The sequence below is a fragment of the Streptomyces sp. NPDC033180 genome (assembly GCF_055577645.1).
Genome location: NZ_JBVIPU010000004.1, coordinates 167,869 through 189,056, shown reverse-complemented (window position 1 = coordinate 189,056; position 21,188 = coordinate 167,869). Strand labels below are relative to the sequence as shown.

At 66.3% G+C, this 21,188-nt stretch carries 21 protein-coding genes and 1 tRNA gene; 9 read left to right on the top strand and 13 right to left on the bottom strand.

Annotated features, from left to right (window positions below; all coding sequences use genetic code 11):
- Positions 1 to 49: 49 nt before the first annotated feature.
- A complete protein-coding gene (locus ACZ5WE_RS14810) occupies positions 50 to 832 on the bottom strand; it encodes a hypothetical protein (protein ID WP_467686805.1) in 783 nt (260 codons plus the stop codon).
- A gap of 47 nt (positions 833 to 879) precedes the next feature.
- Here ACZ5WE_RS14810 and ACZ5WE_RS14805 point away from each other — a divergent pair, with 47 nt between their 5' ends.
- Positions 880 to 1,068, top strand: a complete 189-nt coding sequence (locus tag ACZ5WE_RS14805; RefSeq protein WP_055544534.1) for a DUF5703 family protein — start codon at positions 880 to 882, stop codon at positions 1,066 to 1,068.
- Between the two features lie 87 nt (positions 1,069 to 1,155).
- On the opposite strand, the gene ACZ5WE_RS14800 is transcribed toward ACZ5WE_RS14805, so the two are convergent.
- The 3 genes from ACZ5WE_RS14800 to ACZ5WE_RS14790 form a co-directional block, all read right to left on the bottom strand.
- Positions 1,156 to 1,917, bottom strand: a complete 762-nt coding sequence (locus ACZ5WE_RS14800) for a chaplin (RefSeq protein ID WP_467686807.1) — start codon at positions 1,915 to 1,917, stop codon at positions 1,156 to 1,158.
- Between the two features lie 140 nt (positions 1,918 to 2,057).
- Positions 2,058 to 2,291 carry a chaplin ChpH gene (gene chpH, locus ACZ5WE_RS14795; protein ID WP_367040265.1) on the bottom strand — a complete coding sequence of 78 codons (234 nt, stop codon included), beginning with the start codon at positions 2,289 to 2,291 and terminating at the stop codon, positions 2,058 to 2,060.
- A 184-nt stretch (positions 2,292 to 2,475) separates the two neighbouring features.
- Positions 2,476 to 3,828, bottom strand: a complete 1,353-nt coding sequence (locus ACZ5WE_RS14790; protein ID WP_467686809.1) for a M20/M25/M40 family metallo-hydrolase — start codon at positions 3,826 to 3,828, stop codon at positions 2,476 to 2,478.
- Between the two features lie 181 nt (positions 3,829 to 4,009).
- Here ACZ5WE_RS14790 and ACZ5WE_RS14785 point away from each other — a divergent pair.
- Positions 4,010 to 4,097 (top strand) — tRNA-Leu (locus tag ACZ5WE_RS14785).
- 88 nt (positions 4,098 to 4,185) lie between these two features.
- On the opposite strand, the gene ACZ5WE_RS14780 is transcribed toward ACZ5WE_RS14785, so the two are convergent.
- Entirely contained in the window at positions 4,186 to 5,457 is a 1,272-nt protein-coding gene (locus ACZ5WE_RS14780; protein WP_467686811.1) for a tyrosine-type recombinase/integrase, read from the bottom strand.
- 4 nt (positions 5,458 to 5,461) lie between these two features.
- Complete coding sequence (locus ACZ5WE_RS14775; RefSeq protein WP_467686813.1) at positions 5,462 to 6,061, bottom strand: hypothetical protein; 600 nt, start codon at positions 6,059 to 6,061, stop codon at positions 5,462 to 5,464.
- 407 nt (positions 6,062 to 6,468) lie between these two features.
- On the opposite strand from ACZ5WE_RS14775, the gene ACZ5WE_RS14770 reads away from it, so the two are divergent.
- From ACZ5WE_RS14770 to ACZ5WE_RS14740, 7 genes are all read left to right on the top strand, one after another.
- A complete protein-coding gene (locus ACZ5WE_RS14770; protein WP_467687115.1) occupies positions 6,469 to 6,621 on the top strand; it encodes a helix-turn-helix domain-containing protein in 153 nt (50 codons plus the stop codon).
- A gap of 16 nt (positions 6,622 to 6,637) precedes the next feature.
- On the top strand, positions 6,638 to 7,240 hold the full coding sequence (locus ACZ5WE_RS14765; RefSeq protein ID WP_467686815.1) for a hypothetical protein: 603 nt from the start codon (positions 6,638 to 6,640) through the stop codon (positions 7,238 to 7,240).
- A gap of 338 nt (positions 7,241 to 7,578) precedes the next feature.
- Positions 7,579 to 7,929 carry a hypothetical protein gene (locus ACZ5WE_RS14760; protein WP_467686817.1) on the top strand — a complete coding sequence of 117 codons (351 nt, stop codon included), beginning with the start codon at positions 7,579 to 7,581 and terminating at the stop codon, positions 7,927 to 7,929.
- A gap of 14 nt (positions 7,930 to 7,943) precedes the next feature.
- Positions 7,944 to 8,855 (top strand): hypothetical protein, encoded by a 912-nt coding sequence (locus ACZ5WE_RS14755; protein ID WP_467686819.1) that lies wholly within the window; start codon positions 7,944 to 7,946, stop codon positions 8,853 to 8,855.
- Positions 8,856 to 9,151: 296 nt separating this feature from the next.
- Positions 9,152 to 9,310 (top strand): hypothetical protein, encoded by a 159-nt coding sequence (locus ACZ5WE_RS14750; RefSeq protein WP_467686821.1) that lies wholly within the window; start codon positions 9,152 to 9,154, stop codon positions 9,308 to 9,310.
- A gap of 467 nt (positions 9,311 to 9,777) precedes the next feature.
- Positions 9,778 to 10,548: an Lsr2 family DNA-binding protein gene (locus tag ACZ5WE_RS14745; protein ID WP_467686823.1), complete on the top strand. Its 771-nt coding sequence runs from the start codon at positions 9,778 to 9,780 to the stop codon at positions 10,546 to 10,548.
- Positions 10,549 to 10,945: 397 nt separating this feature from the next.
- A complete protein-coding gene (locus ACZ5WE_RS14740; RefSeq protein ID WP_467686825.1) occupies positions 10,946 to 12,331 on the top strand; it encodes a DUF3987 domain-containing protein in 1,386 nt (461 codons plus the stop codon).
- 797 nt (positions 12,332 to 13,128) lie between these two features.
- Here the strand turns inward: ACZ5WE_RS14740 and ACZ5WE_RS14735 are convergent.
- From ACZ5WE_RS14735 to ACZ5WE_RS14705, 7 genes are all read right to left on the bottom strand, one after another.
- The gene (locus tag ACZ5WE_RS14735; protein ID WP_469157294.1) at positions 13,129 to 13,335 is read right to left on the bottom strand and encodes a DUF7848 domain-containing protein; all 207 of its coding nucleotides are present in this window, start codon (positions 13,333 to 13,335) and stop codon (positions 13,129 to 13,131) included.
- A gap of 281 nt (positions 13,336 to 13,616) precedes the next feature.
- Positions 13,617 to 14,474, bottom strand: coding sequence for a helix-turn-helix domain-containing protein (locus tag ACZ5WE_RS14730; protein ID WP_469157293.1), 858 nt, complete (start codon positions 14,472 to 14,474; stop codon positions 13,617 to 13,619).
- Positions 14,458 to 14,967: a DUF6879 family protein gene (locus tag ACZ5WE_RS14725; protein ID WP_467686830.1), complete on the bottom strand. Its 510-nt coding sequence runs from the start codon at positions 14,965 to 14,967 to the stop codon at positions 14,458 to 14,460. The genes ACZ5WE_RS14730 and ACZ5WE_RS14725 overlap by 17 nt, the downstream gene beginning before the upstream one ends.
- Positions 14,951 to 15,145, bottom strand: coding sequence for a hypothetical protein (locus ACZ5WE_RS14720; protein WP_467687117.1), 195 nt, complete (start codon positions 15,143 to 15,145; stop codon positions 14,951 to 14,953). The genes ACZ5WE_RS14725 and ACZ5WE_RS14720 overlap by 17 nt, the downstream gene beginning before the upstream one ends.
- 734 nt (positions 15,146 to 15,879) lie before the next feature.
- On the bottom strand, positions 15,880 to 16,764 hold the full coding sequence (locus tag ACZ5WE_RS14715) for a YhjD/YihY/BrkB family envelope integrity protein (RefSeq protein ID WP_467686832.1): 885 nt from the start codon (positions 16,762 to 16,764) through the stop codon (positions 15,880 to 15,882).
- 149 nt (positions 16,765 to 16,913) lie between these two features.
- Positions 16,914 to 18,317 carry a hypothetical protein gene (locus ACZ5WE_RS14710; protein ID WP_467686834.1) on the bottom strand — a complete coding sequence of 468 codons (1,404 nt, stop codon included), beginning with the start codon at positions 18,315 to 18,317 and terminating at the stop codon, positions 16,914 to 16,916.
- On the bottom strand, positions 18,304 to 21,180 hold the full coding sequence (locus tag ACZ5WE_RS14705) for a peroxidase family protein (RefSeq protein WP_467686836.1): 2,877 nt from the start codon (positions 21,178 to 21,180) through the stop codon (positions 18,304 to 18,306). The genes ACZ5WE_RS14710 and ACZ5WE_RS14705 overlap by 14 nt, the downstream gene beginning before the upstream one ends.
- Positions 21,181 to 21,188: the final 8 nt, after the last annotated feature.

Here is a 21,188-nt window from a genome sequence, read left to right as displayed (position 1 = left end):
CTCCGGGTGACCGCCGTGTCCGGCGGCACCCGGAAAAGCGCCCCGGAGATCAGCGGTCCGCGTCCAGCGGGCTCCGGTCGTCATCGATGTCGAGCACGTCCGCCTCATCCACCTCGTCGGCGTCGTCGGCGTCGTCGAGTTCCTCCAGGACCGCCACGGCGTCCCGGTCGACGCGGACACGGACTCCGGAGTCGATCCCGTCGTCGTCCGGCTCGTCGTCGAAGACCGCACTGACGTCGAACCGGCACACGACCCGCTGCGGGTCCGCCTGGTCGAAGGGGGTGTCGAGCCACTCCCCCGGCTCGGCGGGCTCGTCCGCCGCGGTGACCCAGAGCGTGGAGTCCCCCTCCTCCAGGCCGAACTCCTTGTGCCGAGAGGCGATTTCGTCCGGTTCGAACTCGCCGAACAGGACGCCGAGCGCGGTGTGCACACTGCTGCCTGCCGCCGCGGCCGCGGGGCTCTCGCCCGCCGTGCCCGCGTCGAGGTCCGCGACCCGCTGGGCCTGCGCGAGGAGCCGCTGCGGCTCCGCGACGGCGTAGTCCCTGCGGATCAGCACGCTCAGCGCGTTCGCCTCCTCCGGGCCCTGGTACGGCGGCAGCACACCGCTGTCCGAGCCGGGAATCTCGAAGGGGGTGACCTCGTCATAGCGGTCGTAGAGAAGCTCGTCGTACTCCTCGGCCGCGGCGGCGAGCTCGTTGAACGCTTCGTAGACGGCCGGGTCGTCCTCGCCCGACCTGCGTTCGACCGCGGCCAGGTGACGGTCGAGCGCGGTCTTGACCGCCTCGGCGGCGGCGCGTACCTCGGCAGCGGTGGGCTGCGCAGCATCAGACATAGTGCAGACGCTATCCGTACCGGGCCTGTACTTGCACAATAGATGCGATGCCGGAATACGAATTTGTCGACGTGTATGTGCCGCGCGGGGTCACCCGCAAGGAAGCAACGCGCCTGCTGACAGACCACGCGGAGTACGGGCACTGGGAGTTGGACCGCCTGAGCCTGCACTCGGACGGCAGCCGCAGAGTGCGGCTGAAGCGGCGGATCATCCGCCAGCTCCGGGCCACTTGGTGAGGTGAGAGAACGCGCCGGGAGGGTGCCCCGACCAGGCGGGACACCCTCCGTTCTCCGTACGGGATCAGGCAGCGACGCGCACCCTGATCAGGCGGCCGACCGCGTCCTGCGGTACAGCACCGTGCCCGCGAGCAGCATGCCCGCGCCCACCGGCAGCACCACGCCGACCGGCAGCTCACTGCCCGTCGACGCGAGCGTCTCCGAGCCCTTGGGCTGCGCGATGGACTGCGCCCCCGGCTGGTTCGGCATCGCCCGGTCGTCCACCGGCTTCTCGCCCGGCGTACCGGGCTTGTCCGGAGTCGTGGGCTCCGCCGGCTGTCCGGGCGTCTCCGGCTTCTCCTCCTGACCGCCCGGCGGCCGCTCGGGCTTCGTGGGCGGCTTCTCGCTGCCCGGAGGGGTTCCCCCGCCCGAGTCGTTGGCGCAGTCGTTGCCGCCGGTCGCGTTGCCGAGACCGCCGATGGTGACGCTGTTGCCGCAGACGTTCACCGGAACGTCGACCGGCAGCTGCACGTTGTTACCCGAGCCCACTCCGGGCGAGTCACTGGTGTGCCCATCCGCCGATGAACCGCCACCCGAGGGCTTGCCCGGGCCGCTGCCGCCGTCGGCGGAGGTGTTGGCGCAGTTGTTGCCCGCCGCGGGGTTCAGCACCCCGACGACGTTGACGCTGTTGCCGCAGACATTCACCGGAACGTCGACCGGGAGCTGGATCGAGTTACCGGACGCCACGCCCGGAGAGTCCGATGCTCCCCCGCGGGCGCCCGAGTCGGCTTGCGCGTATCCACCGCTCATGGCGAGTACGCCCGTCGCGGCCGCCACCGTGATCAGGCCTTTTCGAGTGACCTGTCGCATAGGTTTTCCCTGCCTTAGGACCTTCAGGAATGCGTACGCGCCTCGGGGCGCGCACACGGAATGCCCGAAGGCCCCGGAGCGCATGGCGTGCACTCCGGGGCCCAGGGACTCAGACCCTCATGGGGTGAGGCACTGCAACGTCACTTGTTGACGCAGGTGTTGCCGAAGGCGGGGTTCAGCAGCCCGATCACGGAGACCGTGTTGCCACAGGCGTTCACCGGCACGTGCACCGGCACCTGGACGACGTTGCCCGAGAGCACACCGGGGGACTTCACGGCGGCACCCTGAGCACCGGCGTCGGCAGCAGCGATGCCCGCACCCGCGAGCACGAGACCACCAGTTGCAGCCGCAGCAGCGACGATCTTCTTGATCATTATTCCTCCTTGTTGGCAATGCGATCCCAGCCGCGGACCGCACCACCTGTAACGAGGAGGAGGTAACGGGGCTACGAGCGTATGGTCCCTTTCACTCTTTTCAGTCAAGTACGCACGCGCTGACGATTATTGGAGTTTCGTTTCAGCACGCATTTGTGTCACGCGGGGGCGTACGGACCGGCGTTCAGGACGCGTCGATGAACCGGTCGAGCACGCGCACACCGAACTTCAGGCCGTCCACCGGCACCCGCTCGTCCACACCGTGGAACATGCCCGCGAAGTCCAGCTCCGGCGGCAGCTTCAGCGGCGCGAACCCGAAGCCGCGGATGCCGAGGTCGTCGAAGGACTTGGCGTCGGTGCCCGCGGAGAGCATGTACGGCACGGCACGGGCGATCGGGTCCTCGGCCTGGAGCGCCGTCTGCATGGCGTCGACGAGCGCGCCGTCGAAGGTGGTCTCCAGGGCCTTGTCCGCGTGCACGTCCGTGCGCTTGACGTGCGGGCCGAGGAGCCGGTCCAGGTCGGCGAGGAACTCCTCCTCGTATCCGGGCAGGAAGCGCCCGTCGACCTGCGCCGTCGCCTGGCCCGGGATGACGTTGACCTTGTAGCCCGCGCCCAGCTGGGTCGGGTTGGCGGTGTTCTGCAGCGATGCGCCGATGAGCTTGGCGATGCCGCCGAGCTTGGCGAGCGTCTCGTCCATGTTCTCGGGGTCCAGCTCGGTGCCGAGCGCGTCGCCGAGCTCGTCCAGGAAGTGCCGCAGCGTCTTGGTCACCCGTACCGGGAACTTGTGCCGCCCCAACCGACCGACGGCCTCGGACAGTTCGGTGATGGCGTTGTCCTTGTGGATCATCGAACCGTGGCCCGCGGTGCCGTCGACGGTCAGCTTCATCCAGTGCATGCCCTTCTGGGCCGTCTCGATGAGGTAGAGCCGCAGGTCCTCGTTGACCTGGAAGGAGAAGCCGCCGACCTCGCTGATGGCCTCCGTGACGCCCTCGAAGAGCTCGGGGTGGTTGTCGACGAGGTAGCGCGCGCCGTACGTGCCGCCGGCCTCCTCGTCGGCCATGAAGGACAACACGATGTCGCGCGGGGGCTTGCGGCCGGTGCGCATGCGCTCCCGGACGACCGCGAGGGTCATCGCGTCCATGTCCTTCATGTCGACGGCGCCACGCCCCCACACGCAGCCGTCCGCGATCTCCCCGGAGAAGGGGTGGTGCCTCCAGTCCTGGGCGTTCGCCGGTACGACGTCGGTGTGGCCGTGGATGAGCAGCGCGGGCCGGGAGCGGTCCTCGCCCTCGATGCGGGCCACCGTGGAGGCGCGGCCGGGGTGCGACTCGAAGATCTGCGGTTCGAGCCCCACCTCGGCGAGCTTCTCCGCGACGTACTCGGCGGCCTTGCGCTCCCCCGGGCCCGAGTGATCGCCGTAGTTGCTCGTGTCGATGCGGATCAGGTCGCGGCAGAGATCGACGACCTCGTCCTCACCGGTGACGGCCCGCGACCGGTCCGCGTCGCCCGCCCTGACGGCCCTGCTCGACTCGCTCACGATGGTTCCTCCCGCTATCGCTGCTGGTGGTCCTCTTCATCCTCCCGCGTCCACCCTCCGACGCCCAAGGCCGGGCACCCGTCGTCATGCGCCGTTCACGCACCTGACCTGTGTGATCAGAGGCCCCCGAATGTTTGCTATGGTTTTCCACGTCGCCGCGGGAAACCGCGACAGACCACCGGTCCGGGTGGCGGAATGGCAGACGCGCTAGCTTGAGGTGCTAGTGCCCTTTATCGGGCGTGGGGGTTCAAGTCCCCCCTCGGACACCAGCTAAGACCCCACTTCACGTGGGGTTTTTTGCTTTCCCAGGCTGTGGCGTGACCAACCACGTGACCAACGGCCCAGAGATTTCCCTGGTCAGACCAGGGATGACAGGCCGAGCCTGTTGGCTCCGGAGGCGGCGAGCTTCCGGGCTCCGTTCTTCCTGCTGTGCCCGTAGCGGGCCATGGTGTAGCCCGGCGAGTGGTGCCGGACATTCGCGGAGACCTCGACGGGGTTCTCCCCGGCCTCCAGATCGTTCGTGACCTTGCTGTGCCGCCAGTCGTGAATCCGGAAGTCCTCCGGGAGCTTCAACCGGGTGCGCAGCGTCCGCCAGCGAGCCGACACCTTCTCAGGGTCCTGCGGCCCTCCTGCCTCGCCCCGGTACAGCTTGAAGCCGTCCCGGGCGAACACGAGATCGTGATCCACCCAGGCCGCACCGAGGCGCTTGCGCTCCGCCTGCTGACGTTCCCACTGCCACTTCAGGACGTTCATGACGGACTGGTCCACGTAGATCACGGCGTTCGCGTCGCCGTCCTTCGTGAGCTTCCGCAGCCGGTACGTGTTGCCCTCCTCGACCACGACCCAGCCCAGCTCGATGGACCCCTCATCCCAGTTGATCAGGGACCACTTCATGCCCAGCGCCTCACTGCGCCGGACACCGGTAGCGGCGTAGACGGTCCACTGCGGAGCGTCCCGAAGGCAGTGGTGCGTCAGGCCGCCGTCACAGACCTTGTTGCCGCACGGCTCCCACACCGAACGCAGGAAGCGGCCCGTCTGGTCGTCGTCCACGGTCGGGAAGTCGCGCTCCTGAGCGCGGATCTCCCGGCCTGTCGGAGGGTTCGCGGTCGCTGCCGGGTTCGCCGGTATCAGCTTCGGGACGGCTGAGCCCAGGGCCCCGGAGAGGATGTTGTGGACGTGCCGCACGGACTTGGCTCCGAGCGGCTTGCCCTTGTTGGTCGGGCACGGGGCGGTTTCCAGCATCCGGTACAGGTCGTCAAGGGTGTCGTCCGTGACCTCGCACAGCTTCACGCCGCCGATGTGCGGCTTGATGTGCAAACGGATCTTCGTCTCGTACCCGGCCACGGTCGTTCCCTCCTTCCGTAGGTTGCTATGCCACTTGTCGAGCCAGTCACCCAGCTTCATGTCCGAACGGGATGCGACCTTCCCCGCGTCGTGGTCGGCGTGCCAGGCGCGGAGCGCCCTTTCCGCTTCGGTCTTGGTCTTGTAGTCCCGGCCTATCCAGTAGCGGTCCTGCTTCCCTGTCGCCTTGTTGAAGTGCAGGGGCGTACGCACGCCCCAGGTGTTCGGCCGTCCCGTCCGCTTGATCTCCACGGGGGTACCGCCGAGCCCGTTTCCTCGCTTGGCCAACGCTCTAGTTCTCTTCCTGTTCACTGCCGCCCTCGCCTGCCATGTCGGCGAGTGACTTCATTTGCTGAGCGCCCGGAACGATCTCCATGAGGATCGCGGACGCCTTGGGGGTGAGTGCGCCGCCCGCGCGGCCAGCCGATCCGCTGAGCAGTTCCCGCTTCCGGGCCTGCCACAGATGACCTTTGATGGTGGACTCGCTCTTGCCGACCTGTTCGCCCAGGTGGGCCAGGGGGCCCGTGCCGCCGTCGTTGACGTAGGAGACGTAGGCACTGGCGAGGAGTGCCAGGTATTCGTCCGTCACGCCCTTGCCTGCCGCTTCCCTAAGCCGCCGGGTGCGGTCCTGCTGGTACTCCGCCCGCGCCTGGGCACGCACTCCCGAGACTTCAGCCTGTCGCCGCAGTGTCTCCGCTGCCTCCTTGAAGTCGATCTGCCGCAGGACGGTCGAACTGATCCCGCCCGGCGGATAGTTGGCTGATCCTTTAGGGCGCACTACCAGCACGCCCGGCCCTCCCTGGCTTACGCCTTCGGGCCACTCCATCTCGACGACCCAAGGCCCGAGGTCTTGGACGACGATCCGGCCGCTGCTTGCGTGTTCTTCGCTCACACGCTGAAACTACCACGCCCAACCTGTTTGCCGAACCGGTTTGCCTCTGGTGTTGTGCGTGCTGTAGATCTGGAGTCACACCGAACAGAGGCGGGCGGAACGGCCGCCACCGGACGACAGGTAGCGACATGAAGCCCAATATCCACCAGCTCAACGAGGAATTTCCAAGGGATGTCACATGCGCCTTCAATGAGGGCATCTCGACAGCACGGGAAGCGGATGAGATTTCCTCGAAGGGTGTTCAGCTCATCCATGACGTCGTTGATGCACACATCGCAGCAATGGAGCGGCGAGCGGAAGCCGCATCGCTTTAAAGCGCAGCACACCGATACCCTTTTTCAAAATTCATCAGCCCCCGAGGCGACTCGGGGGTTTTCTCTTTCCCTGGAGACCGCGTGTCCAATCTGATGACCGTTGATGACGTTGCCCGGTACCTGACCAAGCCCCGGTCTTGGGTCTACAGCAACTGGAAGAAGGAGCAGATCCCGTTCCGGAAAGTAGGCCAGTCTCTCCGGTGTCGCCCTAACGACCTTGAGAATTGGCTGGATCGGCAGAACTGAACGGGAGGGTTGATTAGTGAGTCTTTTGACTGCCAGTCCCCGGGAATGGGCGAGGCTTGAATCTCAGGCGGACAAACTCCTTGATGATGCTGAACCGGAGATGCGTGATGAGTGGCCTGCGCCCTGGCAGGCACCGGAGGAAACCGAGCACGACCGAATAGCAGCAGCCTTTACCGGCCTACTCCCTCTGGAGGCGTGCAGCCTGTACGCCACCCTCCCCGATCACGACCCAGAAGCAGGCAGGAGGGAACTCAACGCCCTGATGCAGGAACGCCCCGGGGGAGGGCGAATTGATGAGGACTCAGAGGCTGCCCTCAAGGACGCAGGAGGGTTCCATGAGGACAAGAATGTCCCTCAGCGGGAGGTCTGGGAGGGGTGCCGTTGGCTCGGCTGCTCGGAGGCCCTGTACTGCTCTAAGGCGGCACGAAACAGGGGTAGGCCACGGAAGTACTGCCAGGACCACCAAAAGGCCGCTAAAGCCCGCACGCGGCGTCTCAGGTATGCAGGGATCAGCCTGGGAAATAACAGGAATCTTGTCTACGACTTCCGGGGAAATGAGGGGCAGGACCTACAGGGGTACCGAGACCTGTGGGGCAGGATCAACACCACAGGTACCTGAACCGGGAGGGGCTGCTTACGGGCGGCCCCTCTTGCTGTGTCGCCTTTATTCCCTACTAGTGGAGGACCTTTCCTCTGGGGCCATGCACACTCGGCGGTGTGCCTCTGGCACAGCCTGTGGGCTGGGCAGTTCCTAAGTCGTTATGAGGCTCTGCGGATACCTCCCTGTGAGTTGACTCGTAGAGAAGCACGCTCCCCTTGCCTTCTGCTGTGCGTTCTCCAGTGGGGGGTAAGGGGGGCAGTGTCTTCTCTTACGTTGTCCTCTTGTGAGTCATAGGGGCCGCCTTGAGAGCGGCCCTTACTACTTCTTGGTTACTTAGATACTTAGGAGGTGTCGCCGTGAGCGACCCCCAGACTGATTCCCATTCTCCGGCCCTGACGCCGGCCGACGGTTTCGATTCCGTTCGGGCTGAGGTGCAGCGCGAGTACGCGGCCAAACTCGCCCATGCCGAACTCAGGGTCCATGCGGCCCAGGCCGGTATCAAGCTGGGCGACGGCTTCACCGATTACCTGGACACTTCCAAGCTGCTCGGCGAGGACGGCAACCCTTCGGCCGAGGCCATTGGTAAGGCCTTGGCTCCGCTCGCTGCGGCGCAGGAGCCGGAGTTTCCGCAGATTGCCGGTACGGGCCACTCCCGCAGTTATGAAGGGTTCACCCGCCGAATTTCCCTCGACATCCGCAAGCGCTAACCAGGAGTACCCATATGACCTTTGCCTACCAGAACCCTGCCACCCATACCTTCGTCCCGGAAATCTGGGATGCCGAACTCCTGGTTGCTTTTGACCCGTTGCTGGTGTGGGCCTCCCCGATCGTCGCCAACAACAAGTACGAGGGCGACATCCGGAAGCAGGGCGACGTTGTCCACATCAACTCGCTTCTGCGGCCGACCGTGGGCAACTACACCATCTCGGAAGGGATGACGGCCCAGCGGCCGGAGACGGTTGACCAGAAGTTGCCAATCACTGAGGCCAAGTACCTTCAGGTCCTCATTGAGGACGCGGAGCGTGTCCAGCTCGCTGGCGGTCTCAGCTCCCCGATCAATCAGCAGATGATCCGTTCCCTTGCCCGTGAGGCCGATACGTTCATGGGTCGTGTGATCGCGAACAGCGCCACGGCCCTTCCGACAGTCAAGGCGACGGCGGAGCGTGCCCCGCAGGCGCTCTACAGCGCGATCCTGGACATGATGCTGGCCCTGGACGACAACGACATCCCGGCAGGCCGTTACGTGGTCGTCTCGCCCCGTGTGAAGCGGTACCTGATTGAGCATCCGGCCGTTGCCAACGCCGCCGCGTACGGCGAAGGCGGCGTGACCGCGAACGGTGTGGTGGCGCGTCTCGCTGGCTTTACCATCCTCACCACCACGGCCATGCCCAAGGGCGTGGACATCGTGGCCGGACACAAGGAGTTCGCCACCTACGCAAGCCAGTTCACCGGCTTCCGTGAGGGCCAGTCGGAGAAGTACCGGGCCGACTACATCGACACCCTCCACCTGTACGGCGGCAAGATCGTGCGGTACCCGGAGCTGGACACCAAGAAGGCGGACAACACCTTTGAAGAGTCCAGGCCGACTAAGGGAATTGTGAAGGCCGCCGTGGAATGGGTCACCGCAGCCTGACCTCTGGACTAGTTCGGGCCCCTGCCAACAGGCGGGGGCCCGTTCCCGTTTACTCACCGCAGCGCCGGCCCTCGACACCCCGTAATCAGAACCGGAGGAACCCCTTGCCTAAATCGCGTAACCCGAACTCCCCGTACTCCCGTTTCAGGGGTTTGATAGAGCTACCGTGGGATCACGGTCTACCGATACCCGATCTACCTGCATTCCGCGAGTGGTCTGATTCCGAGCGTGACCAGTGGCGGCAATGGTGGGCATCCCCACAGGCCGCAATGTGGGACGAGTCCTTCATTCCCACCGTGGCCGTGATGCTGACGTACTTCGGGAAGATCCTGGACGGCTCAGCGAACGCCAATCATCAAATGGAGTTCCGCCACCTTGCCACGTCCCTGGGGCTCACGGCAGACGGGATGAAACGGCTGGGCTGGACGTTTCAGAACGGGGGTGGTGACCAGTGAGCGCACGCCGAGCAGCGAAGGCCGGGGCCGCCGTCACGCACGACGGGACACATCGCCCCGGCATCGAATGTCCCTGGTCAGAGCCACAGTCGTGCTCGGACTGTGTCGCAGAGTTCGCCGTCCACATCGGGTGGCAGGTAACGGGCCTCGAACACCCCTGGGGCGACTCCCTGAAGCATGAGCCGAAACGCTGCTACACCTGCCGAGAAATGACCTGAGAATGGGAAGTTGAACGGTTTCCCATTCCGTCATATTTTGATTGGCAAACGTGATGGAAGGAAGGCACCCCCGGTGGGTCCTATTCTTTATGTAATTACCATTACCCCCATATTGAGTAATGGTTCAGTTATGTGTTAGTTATCATTCCGTGATAGGGGTGAGGAAGAATGGTGGTTAAGCGGGGAGGTCGTAGAGCGACGCTCCGGCCACCTGCTGACACTTCCTCCCTAACAAAGGAATGCGGCGCTATGCGTAAGACGGTTCTCGTGCCCGTGGAAAAGGTTCTGTGCGACGCTCACATAGCGCGTGACGGAAGCGAGGAAGAGGCAGCGGAAACACTGGCCCTGGGTGCCCGTTCCTGGGATCTGTGCAGTGAGCATTCCTCCACCTTCACCCAGTACCTGACTGACGCTCTGGGAGTCCCTGAGGCTCCCTCTGTTCAGGCCGCTGAGGTCGAGCCTGCCCCTGCCGTCCCTGAGGCAATGGTGGTCACTGCTGAGCATGTGGCCATTCCTGAGCAGTCCCCTGCCGTGGCGGAGGGTGTGAGCGAGGAAGCGCCCAACCCTGAGCCGGTGCCGTCCGTGATGCTGTCGGGCGAAGTGCCAGGCTACGACTGGAAGTCGGCCCGTGATGCGGTCCGCAATGCTGGCTTCGAAGTGGTGGGGCGTGCGGATGAGAGCACCGTTCTGCTGATCCTGGGTGAGGGTGGCGAGCGGAACGGGACCAAACTGCGGGACGCCTCCGAACGTGGCATCCCGTGCATGGACGTGCGGGAGCCCGGACGCTTCAAGTCCGCTGTATTGAATGGTGAGTTCACCGGGGGTGACCCGCTTCCTGAGCCTGCCAAGGTGGACCACTCGGGCATGAGTACCCGCGAGCGCAACAAGGTGATCCGTGCCTGGGCCCGTGCCAACGGCTGGCCGAACCTCCCCGCTCAGGGGCGTGTCCCGATGGGGGTGCGCCACGCCTACCAGAGTGCCCACGGGGAGCCCGCTCAGGGAAAAGCGGCAGCGGCCTGAGTGCCGCGCCCACAGTGACGGCCGCTGGGTGCGGCCGTCACCCCCGGCCCACTGACACAGCAGTGTGGAGGGGAGCCAAGGGTTACGGACAGGGCAGCAAACCCACCAAACGCGCCTACGGCCCAGGTTCCTGGGTGACGTGGATGACTCCCCGGGGCGTGGACCGTACCGGGGTGGTCAGTGATGACCCCGTTGCCCTCAAAGAGACCAGACGACAGGTCCCCTCCGCGAAGGTCTCCCGCTGTGCCGCCGTGATCATTCCGGCGGACGGGGGCGACGTGCTCCCCCTGCTGAAGGCGACGAACAAGGAGCCGGACGCCCAGACGAAAGACGGGGGCCGGTGGCGCACCGTGACCCCTCTTGTGCAGACCCATTCTCAGGAAGCGAAGGCAGCAGCATGAGCACTCCCGTTCTGTACGGCCCCATTGGTCGGGCCGTCCGCAAGATCTCCCCGTTCCTGGAAACGGATGCACTGGGTGTGTACGTGGCCGCCCTCTCGATGTGGTCGGCAGCCATCGGAGGAACGGTCACCGTCTCTTCCCGTGGCAACGCCCGCCCTGTTCTGCTCTGGTCGGCTCTGGTGGCCGGAACGGGCAGGGGCAAGGGAACGGCACTGCGGGCAGCGCTTCACCTTCTGGACCCATCCCTGGGGCGGTTCCTGGCGACGCACACCACATCGGGAATCACGTCCGGGGCAAGCCTCGTGCACCACCTGTGGGAACAGCAGGAAGCCACGGAAGAGACCGAACAGGGCAGGGATGTGCGGGCGTTGGTGGTGGAAGAGGAGTGGACTGAGGTCCTGAAGAGGGTCAAGCGGGACCCCTCCTTCACCACCAAACTGCGGGGGGCCTGGGACGGCTCCACCCTCCGCAACACAACTAAGGAAGAGGCTCAGGAGGTCCGGAACCCTGCCCTGGTACTGCACTCCCACATCACCCCCTCCGACTGGGCCACATACGTGGGGCAGTCGGATGCGGCCGGAGGCTCGTACAACCGCATCCTCCCCTTCCTGCTCGGGTCGGTGCCCATGCTCGATGACGACAGGGTGAGCCTGCCCAAGGTGGACGGATGGACCCTGTCGGACGCTTACGCCTGGGCCACGGCACGGCCCAGAACGATCACCCTGGGAGAGGACGCCCGGCCCCTGTGGCGCATCGTGCGCCGTTACGCCCGCATCCTCGGGGAGTCGCTCCCCGAAGCACAGGCCGTGTTCATTGAGAGAACGGCTGAGCAGACCCTCAGAGTCGCTGCGTGCCTGGCAGCCTCCGAATGCTCCGAGACCATCACGGAAGAGATCCTGTTCGCGGCCTTCACACTGGTACGCCGTTCCGTCCAGGACGCCGTACGGATCACTAAGGGGGCCGACTCACCGAAGGTGAAGCGGCAGTCCCTCAGCCTGGCAGACAAGGTCAGAGCCCGCATCGAACTCCACGGCGGGCGGGCCACCTCCACCCAGGTACTTCCCTACGTCGGAGCCTCCGCACGGGAGGTCAAGGCACTGCCCGAAATCGTCGTCACCGTAGAACGGTCGGGCAAGACCGGCCGCCCCAGTACGGTCTTCACCCTCCGCCCCGACACTCCCGTTCACGCACCGCAGCCTGACTGTTCCCGTCACGCTGAGGTGCAGCCGGCCAGCGCGGAGCGTAATGGGAACCGTGGAACGGTCGTGCAGATGGACGCCTACCGTCCCGCCCCCGTTCCGGTGAAGCGGACGCCCGCCCCGGCCCCAGTTCCCGAACCTGCTCCCGTTCTCGATTCCAACCCGTTCCGGGCCCTGCTCTGAACCGTCGAATCAACCAAACCCAGAACGCTCCCACCGTGATCGGTAGGGGCGTTCCTTTGCTTGGGCCAGTCCGGGTCTGGCACCCTCAAGGGGCCCGAACTCCTTTTCACATGGAATGCAGCCGTCCACGGTCTCGCCATGGCCGTAGTGAATATGGAAGATCATTCGGTCCAGCATCTCCCGCGTCGCATCCCAGACCCTCCAACTGTGAGGAGACGGGTGCTCCCCGAAGAGAGTGCACCCCGACCCCATGAGGTCATCATCATTGTCAGCGCCACAGGGGGCCGTAATGCGGAACTCCACCGGTTGCCCATCGAACCACTCACCCACAAGGTCCCGATCTTCATGAGTGGTGACCCTTGCCCCATGCCTCACCGTGTCGTCATGTCGCCCCAACTGGCAGCACAACGGCTCAGGCTCACGGTAGGCATCCTGCCGGTGCCCGATGAGCTTGCCCAGCCATTCCAGGGCCTCCATGACGGGTAACGCCGAAACGGCCGTGCACTGTTCTGCCCGATCCATTCTCTCTCCAGAGTCGAGAGGAGCCCCACCAAACGAATCCTGGTGGGGCTCCCGTTCCCTCACCCCTCCCGAAGGAGAGGCACCCCAGTCAAGGGGCGGACCGGGGCGGGGGCCTGAGCACGTCAGCTCAAATGGAGACACGTCCTGTCTCCTGCCCGAGGCTTGTCCGGTCGGGGGTCTTGGGGCCCCGCCACCCTCCGAGAAGAGGGAGAGAGCAGCGGGGTTGTACCGGTGGCACTGTCATACCTCGGTGCCGTCCAGCACCACCGGGGTCTCTATTCCTCCCGGATCACTGCCGCGAAGGACGTGCAGATCCGACGGAATCCGCGGTGATTGCTGCGGCCGGTGTGCTGCATGCACTCAAGATTCACGGCCGCCTGATCCTCGGACGGTGTGGCCTTCCACTTGCACCCCAGGCATTCCGCCTCAAACGTCACGTCCGTATTCGGGTGCTGCACGATCTTGTGGGCCACGTACCGCATCACGGTCCGTGGCATCAGCGTGCCAGCGTCTTGTGTGGGTGGTTCCGAATCTCCACATCAGCATCCGTAGCGGCCGAGTAATCGCCCCGATCCCGCGCTTCCAGCCGCTGCTTCACCAACGACTCGCACACCCCACACCCCTTCGCCGGGGCGGGAGGCTTGTTCGGCAGCGGCAGATCCAACGGCGCTTCCATGACAGTTCTCGGTGTGCTCACGATGTCCCTCACTCCGATGCGTGGCGATAAGACCATTGTGGTTCGCTTACGAAGTGATCAGGGATCTCAGTCACGTTGTCGCATAAAGCCGTCTGACGCCTCGCGGAGGAATGCGGTTGCGTCCGTGCCGGTGAGCGCGTGCGCGAGGAATAGATCGAACAGCCCGAGGTGGTGAGAGATGTCCCGAGGGTCACGCAACACGACTTCACCGGAGAACAGTTCCACCGTCACCAGGCGGTCGTCATAGATCACGAACACATTCAACGGTGAGCCCGGTACCTGGGCGGTCTGCGGAATGATCGCGATCTCAACGTTCGGTTTCAGGGACACGTCTGCCATGTGGGCGCACTGCGCGGCCATGGCCGCCGGGGTGGCCCGACGCCACCTCACGGCCTGCTCAGTCAGCAGGAACGTGAACGATCGGGAACGGTCGTCCAAGACCGCCTGCCGGTCCATGCGGGCCTGTACGGCCCTCTGCACATCCCGCGCGGGGTCACTGGACACCGTCTTGGAAAGGGTCTGCTCCGCGTACTCACGGACGTGCAGGAGCCCCGTAGGAATGGCGGGGAGAAAATGCCTCATGACCCGCGACGACGCTTCGAGCGCCTTCAACTCTGCTTGCTTCTGGTACAGGCCGACACGGGCGTACGTACGCCATGACGCGTAATCGACGTTCGCTCGACGTGTCATCCTGAGCAGTTCCCCGGCAACCTCTTCGGGAACTTCCAGGGCAGCCAAAATTCGCTCTACGTCGATCACGGACGGTAGGGCGCGGCCGGTCTCAATCCGGCTCACCTTCGTTTGGCTCATGTTACAGCGAACGGCCAGCCGTTCACCGCTCAGACCGGAGGACTTGCGGAGTTCCCGAAGGGCCTCCGCCAAGTCCTTCCGCTCTCTGGCTTGATGTTCAGGTTCGATACTCACTGAATGGAACGGCACTTCCCAAGGCGGTGTCCCGCCAACCGATGTACTTACTAATGTCCGGAGATTCGATCAGTTCCCGATTGACCTGCGTACCGTCGGGCCGGTAGTTCAGGTGGACCACGGTGGTCTCGTCGAACATCCAGAAGTCTTGGTGCGGCAGGCCCAAGTCCCCGTCCGTGACGTCGAGGACGCGAATGTCCTCCCCAGCCTGGATGTTGCCGGGGATGCCCCAGGCGAACTGATACCGCTGGTAGTCCGTGAGGGGCCGCCGTACGACGCGCACCCTGCCGAAGGACTTGCCCGCCTCCACAGCGTCCCGAACGGTCACGTGCCACGCCGCGTTGTGGGTCTCCGGCTTCGGCTCCCCACGGAGGAAGCGCGCCACACTCTCCGTCTCTGCGGGCATGGTGTAGGTCGGCTGCACCTCGAACCGCCACGCCGACCGCTTGAAGTCCCGGAAGTACGCCTGCCACTGGTCACCATCCAAGAGCACGGAAAGCCTCCCTCAGTACGCTCTCAGGGATGGTCACGAGCGCTTCCCCGTCCGGGGTGGGGTGGTTGGTCAAGTAGCCCTGAACGGCGATCGTGTTCGGCTGGTCGGTGGTGAAGATGTTGGCGCAGTCGCCGGAGTCGCACTCTGGGTCTTCCCCGGCAATCTTGGTCAGCTTCATGTCGTCCACGTGATCCCCTCCCGTAGCGGTCGTCTGCAAGCTACGGAGGGACGTGCCCCAGGGCAAGAGTGATCAGTCTTCTAGTCACGTTCTCGCATAGACCCGTAGGCACTGGTCGCCGGGTTGGACACGTGACCAACGCATGACCAACAGCGGTCCGAAACGGCCCGAAACAGGGGGTACGCATGACCAACCCTGATGGTCAAGAAGGGCGCCTCTGGGGTGCGTTTCCCCAGGTCAGAGACGAAAAGGGCTGGTGCCCGAGTGGAGAGTTCAAGTCCCCCCTCGGACACCAAGAATTCACCAGAACGCGCTGGTCGAGAGAGATCTCGACCAGCGTTTCTGCGTGGAGAGCACAGCGGCCCTGACGCAGAGGCCGCCAGGCAGGATGCCGCATCACGGGTTCGTTCGGGTCCGCCCACGTCAGACAGCCCCTCTCCAGCCCCGGCACCTGACGGTCGGTGACCAACGGCCCCGCGCCGTCGATGATGCCGTCGGCGGTCTGCTCCAGCAGATCAGCGATCGACGCACAGCTGACGCCGCTTATCTGCGGGCCCGCCATCGCGTCCCAACGGCCCACAGGACTCGGGGCAGTTGCGACGTCGACGTACCGGCCATGGACGCCTCCCTCCCCATGCTCGCCCAGGAACGGCACCCACTGGATCCCCGGGATGAACCCATGCGGGTTCAGGTCAACTCTGTCCGCGTTCATCCGATCAGACATGCCGGCCACATCAGCCACCCGGGGAACCCGCCCTTGGGGAGGTCCCCGTCAGTCTGTGCTGCAACCGCTGCTCGTGGGTGAGGCGCCCCACCAGTGCCCCGCCGTACACGACGAAGCCCACCCCCACCAGCCAGGACTGCAGGATCAGCACGGTCCCGAAGGGGCCGTATGTCACCGCGTTCGACGCGATCAGCGGAGAGAAGACGAACTGCGAGAAGATCCGCAGCCCCAGCAGCCCGAAGACGGTCGCGGCGGCCCCGGGGGCCAGGGCCCGCCAGCGGATCCGGCCGCACAGGAGCAGCCGCTGCGACCACCAGAAGAAGAGGAACACGCCGACGGTGTCGCCCACGGTGACGAGGAGGGTCTCGGCGGTGGACGACTCCTCCGGCGTGGGCGTGGTGACGAAGAGCAGCAGGACGAAGACCAGCATCGCCAGCCAGACGACGTGCCGCCACATGGTGTGCCAGCGCGCCGACGGCAGGTCCCACACACGTTCGTAGCCGGTCTGCACGGCGGATCCGAAGGTCACGCCGAACGCGGCCAGCGCGGCGAGGCCCAGTGCCGTGGTCCCCTGCAACGCCTTCCCCGGTGCACCAAACAGGCGTTCGATCTCGGCTTCCGGTACCTCGGAAACCCCGAGGCCCTGCACCAGCCATCGGGCGAAGCCCTCTCCCCTCGTGAGGTCGGCCGCGGCGACGACGACCAGCAGCGGCACGAGAGTGAGGAAGCTGAGCGCCGCGAAACCCATGGCGCGGTGCATCAGCTCCATCTCACGCCCGCGGTTCCAGGCGAGTCCGGCAAACGAGGTCAGCAGGCGCCGGTGGAAACCCGAGGGCCGACGTCCGTGTCGCGCGGGGCCGCCGTGGTCCGGCGGCTTACCAGGTGCTGAGGGCATGTTGGATCGAATACCCGCATTCGCGGCGGAGCCAGTCCGCCGTACCGCCGAACGGGCTCCCGCCGCGGAAGATCAAGTCCGTCCGTCGCCCACGCCCCGTCGGCGGAGGGAGCAAGTCCGGCCTCTGCCCCACAGACACACCGCGAGGTTCACCCCTGGCCGTCCCACAGGCTCCCGTGATTGCGGTGTGCCGGTGTGAGGCCCTGGGTGAAGTACTTGTCGTAGTACTCGTTCTCCACGTGGTGGGCCTGCAGCCAGACTCCGGGGACGTGGATCGCGTCCGTGTGCGCGGGGAAGCGGCGGTGCGTCCGGAGGATGTACGTGCAGATGTCGCGGGCGCACTCGATCACCCGCTCCTCGTACTCGCTCGCCTCGGCGAGGTAGCGCCGGCCGTAGTCCTCCCGGTAGATGCGGGTGAAGACGTCCTTGTCGCCGTAGACGCCGCCGGGGCCGAACTTCTCGCGGATGACCGCGTCCACCGCGTCGGACATCGAGGCGAAGGCGGGCGGGCATGTCGCGGAGATCAGCTGCTCGCCACCGGGTGCCTTCAGTCCTACCGGGTGCGAGCGCACGGATCCGTACTTGGGGAGCGGGATGTGCCAGCGCCACACGTCGGCCGGGCGCCAGCGCGGGGTGACGAAGGTGAAGCCGAGCATCCTGCCATAGGCGCGGGAGAACTTCGGGTCGCCCAGGGCGATTTGGGGGTTGATGGAGGCGTGGATCCAGGCACCGAGGCCCATGGCGTCCGCCACCAGCATCAGGTTCTGGAGCAGCAGGTCCGCCTCGATCTGGGTGCGCAGCGGACCGAGGGCCCCGAGCGGCAGCTTCAGCTTCTCGTTCAGGAAACCGTTCCTGATCCACTTCTTCACGCCGGCGGGGCGGTAGAAGTTCCGGTCATCCACCAGCGTGGGTCGCGCCCCGTCCGGCTGCGTGAGCAGGTACATCAGGGCGTTGATGTACTGGTGGGACAGGTCCACCACCGGGAACAGGATCGTCGTGCCCGGCAGGTTGGAAAGGAAGCGGTTCGAGTCCAGGTAGGCCGGGAAGTCGCGCAGGCCCTCCGCCACGTCCAGACGGTGGTCGAGGACCTTGACCTTGGCCTCGCGGGCGCGGGCGGTCAGCGTCACGTCGTCGAAGGGTTCCTCCGGCGCCGGTGGCAGTTTCCGCAGGTAGTACGTGCCGGTGTCGTTGATCAGGAAGAAGTGCGTGCCCTGCGCGTTGTCGGGGCTGCCCGCCGTGCGCCCCGCCATGGTCAGGTTCGGTTTCGCCATGATCGGTTTGCCGTTTCGCGGGTCCTCGAAGGGGCGGTCGGGCATCGTCAGTCCCGTACAGCCGGTGAGGGCGATCAGGACCGCCTCCTCAAGCTCGGTCAGTGGCTGCGGGGCGTCCTTGGAGACGTAGCTCATCGATCCCGCGGGGACGGTGGCGCCGCGGCTCACCCGGTGGGTGCGGCGGCGCCAGACCGTCTCCAGGAGCGGGCGTACGAAGAGGTCGGCGAGCCCGGGGTGGTGGCCGTTCGCCCGGCCGTCGGGCCCGGCCTCAGTCGATGGCATCGCTGCCTCCGTCCCGGGCAGGCCTGACCTGCCGCCACGGCGCGAACGCGCTCCCGTCACGCGGCAGCAGTCCCGCGAGGTCCGGGGCGTGCCGCTGGATCACGGCCTTCATGCCGCTCTTCTCGACCCATTCGATGCCGAGCGGCGTGTAGATCTCGGGGCGGTAGTCGACAGTCAGGAAGCGGTCGCTCTGCAGGCGCCGCGTGGCCATCAGGATGAAGATGCGGAAGGCCGTGTCGCTGAAGCCGAAGCCGGTCGGCGGGTTCTCGGCGAACAGGCCGACCACGGTGTCGATCTCGTCGACCGAGCCGTAGACGTCCTTGAGGCGCGCGACGGTCTCGGGGTCCTGGCTGAGGTCCTCGAAGCGGCGGATGCGCGGCTTGTGCAGGCCCGCGCGGAAGTCGTTGTAGCGCGGCACGCCCCGCCTGCGGGTGCGGACCAGGTCGACGACCGACAGGTCGATGATCTCGCCGTCGCGCTCGAAGCGCTGCAGCGCGCGCGGGAAGTTGTTCAGGGTGATCGCGCCGGGGTGGGCGATGCCCAGCGAGTACAGGGTGTCGGCCAGGCCCGTCTTGCGGATGGCGGCCTCCGCCGCGCCGCCCTGGATGTCCTGGAAGGTCAGGCTCTCCAGACGCTGCCCGAAGTGGTGCTCGCGCATCACGTAGTCGTCGGGGATCAGCGGGTGCATGCGGTAGACGGTGACGAAGTCCTCGGTGAGGGAGTAAGGCGCCGCGTGGTGGTCCGGAAGGGTCTTGGGGATGCCGGTCAGCGAGTGGGATTCCAGGAGCCACAGGCCGAGCTTGTTGAGCCAATTGCTCGGCGGACCTTCCCAGTTGGTGTGCAGGCCGAGCTTGATGGCCTCGGTGGCGAGGATCGCCGGGGTCCACTCCACCGTGTGGATCTTGGCGATCAGGGCGGAGACGACCAGACGGGCCGCGTGGTAGATGCTGTCCTCGCTCATCGCCGGGTACTCGCGGCGCATGGCCGCGCAGACCGCGTTGTGTTCGCGGGCGAAGAGCGTGTGCATGGCGCTGAGGCCGAGCCACCAGCTCTCGTTGAAGCCGGTGAGCGGAATGCCGTTCTGGCCGACCGGCAGGTGCCCTTCCTCCAGGCGCAGGTTGGCGCTTCCGTCGGGCTCGCGCAGGAACTTCGCGGTCTGCTCGTCGGCGCCGTACACCTCGGAGCCGTCCCACCAGTGGGATGCCGTGTTGGCGAAGAGGATGGGCGGCTGGTTGCCGGGGAGGTGGATGCCCTCGTTCTCGGCGAAGCGCATCACGTTCTCGGGCGGCCCGCCGGGGGTGTTGTGCCAGGTGCTGCCGGGCGGCAGCGGGACCTCGACGGCCTTGCCGCCGACGGGGTGGCGGCGGTGGTTGACCCAGTCGTGGACCTGGAACTGGATCCAGGCGGCGGCCAGGATGTTGAGCGAGGTCGCCGGCACGAAGGTGTCGCGCCGCAGGAGCATGCGGCTGACGGTGACCGGGTTCGGGGTGTCGAAGAGGTCGGGTCGGTAGTCCGGCTTCAGGTTGCGCCCGAAGGCCGCGCCCACGGCTCCCATGGAGGGCGCGGAGAGGTCGTTGTACGTTCCGTCGTACGACCGGGCGGTGCGCAGCCGCTCGTCGGCCGGCGCCGGCACGCGGGCGGCCTTCGGCGGGGCCTCGTGGACGTCGGTGTCGATGAGGTTGAGGCGCCTGAGCGCCCTGCGCAGGAAGACCAGGTTGAGCAGGCTCGCCTCCAGCGGCAGCCTGTGCCAGGGCAGATAGCGGTTGAGCGCGGCGAAGAACCGGCCGACGGGGATGCCGAGCACCGTGTTGCGCAGCGGCTCCGCGGTGCTGAAGCGCAGGCCCTGGCGGTGGGCGGCGCTCGCCTCGTACGCGGCTTTGCGGGCGCGGTTGAGGTTGCCGAGCGGGCGGAACGCGTCGGTCGTGTACCAGGGGTTGAAGGCGAGCTCCTCGACCCGCCCCGCCGCCGCCTGCGCCTCGGCGGTGGACAGATCCTGGCGTGGCACGGTGAGGCGTGCGACAGGCACCGCGGGCGTGACGGCGTCCTTCCACTCCACGGAGCCGTCCTCGATGGGCGTGCGCTCCTCGTCCACGTACCGCTGCACGCACAGGTCGAAGACGACGTCCGACGTGACGAGGCGGTGCGCCAGCTCGCGGTGCAGGAAGCCGGGGTCGCGGCGCTCGGGCTTCGGCTCGGGGGCGCTGCCGACGACGGGGCGCAGGAGGTAGCGGACGGGGCCCGCGTCGCCCCAGAGGATGGCGCCGCGGCTGAAGTACGTCTCCCTGAAGAGGCTGTCGACCTTGTGCCGGGTGGCGGCCTGGATGTTGCGCCGCATCCGGGTCGCGGTGGAGAGACCGACGGCCAACGGGAGCTTCACGAGCAGTCCGAAGGCCTTCTGCAGCGGGTTGTCGGCGCCCGCCATGGCCTTGGCGAAGGCGACGAACTCACGGGCGTCGCGGGCGTGCGACACCGGGAAGTTGGTGGCGAGCAGATCGTGGCTCTCCTCGGCCGACACCGTCACACGCACGGCGACGCCGCGCAGATCGGCGACGGCGTCGGGCTGCCGGGTGCCGCTGGCGTTGGAGAGCCGCACGGTCGCCGCGTACTCCGCGCCGGGCTGAGCGAATCCGCTGCGCAGGGCCTCGGGGAGGTCCTCGTGGAAGGAGAGGCGGGCGTTCTCCACGCCGAGCGCGGGTTTCGCGTGCTGGGTGCGCGCGAGAGAACCGGCGCCGCTGGTGCGCCGGTTCTTCGCCTGGACCTTCATGATCTCGTGGGCCAGGCGCTCGAAGAGACGGCGCTCCGCCTCGGGGCTGCCGCCCACGTACCGCTCGTAGGTCTGCTCGTACTGTCCGGTGTCTGCCATCAGGCGCT

Bases quoted from the DNA above. Each gene is read 5' to 3' on its own strand.
- ACZ5WE_RS14740 (WP_467686825.1), top strand. From the start codon at position 10,946: ATGAGCACTCCCGTTCTGTACGGCCCCATTGGTCGGGCCGTCCGCAAG.
- ACZ5WE_RS14720 (WP_467687117.1), bottom strand. From the start codon at position 15,145: ATGAAGCTGACCAAGATTGCCGGGGAAGACCCAGAGTGCGACTCCGGC.
- ACZ5WE_RS14810 (WP_467686805.1), bottom strand. From the start codon at position 832: ATGTCTGATGCTGCGCAGCCCACCGCTGCCGAGGTACGCGCCGCCGCC.
- ACZ5WE_RS14745 (WP_467686823.1), top strand. From the start codon at position 9,778: ATGCGTAAGACGGTTCTCGTGCCCGTGGAAAAGGTTCTGTGCGACGCT.
- ACZ5WE_RS14710 (WP_467686834.1), bottom strand. From the start codon at position 18,317: ATGCCATCGACTGAGGCCGGGCCCGACGGCCGGGCGAACGGCCACCAC.
- ACZ5WE_RS14705 (WP_467686836.1), bottom strand. From the start codon at position 21,180: ATGGCAGACACCGGACAGTACGAGCAGACCTACGAGCGGTACGTGGGC.
- chpH (WP_367040265.1), bottom strand. From the start codon at position 2,291: ATGATCAAGAAGATCGTCGCTGCTGCGGCTGCAACTGGTGGTCTCGTG.
- ACZ5WE_RS14800 (WP_467686807.1), bottom strand. From the start codon at position 1,917: ATGCGACAGGTCACTCGAAAAGGCCTGATCACGGTGGCGGCCGCGACG.
- ACZ5WE_RS14755 (WP_467686819.1), top strand. From the start codon at position 7,944: ATGACCTTTGCCTACCAGAACCCTGCCACCCATACCTTCGTCCCGGAA.
- ACZ5WE_RS14805 (WP_055544534.1), top strand. From the start codon at position 880: ATGCCGGAATACGAATTTGTCGACGTGTATGTGCCGCGCGGGGTCACC.
- ACZ5WE_RS14770 (WP_467687115.1), top strand. From the start codon at position 6,469: ATGACCGTTGATGACGTTGCCCGGTACCTGACCAAGCCCCGGTCTTGG.
- ACZ5WE_RS14715 (WP_467686832.1), bottom strand. From the start codon at position 16,764: ATGCCCTCAGCACCTGGTAAGCCGCCGGACCACGGCGGCCCCGCGCGA.
- ACZ5WE_RS14735 (WP_469157294.1), bottom strand. From the start codon at position 13,335: ATGCGGTACGTGGCCCACAAGATCGTGCAGCACCCGAATACGGACGTG.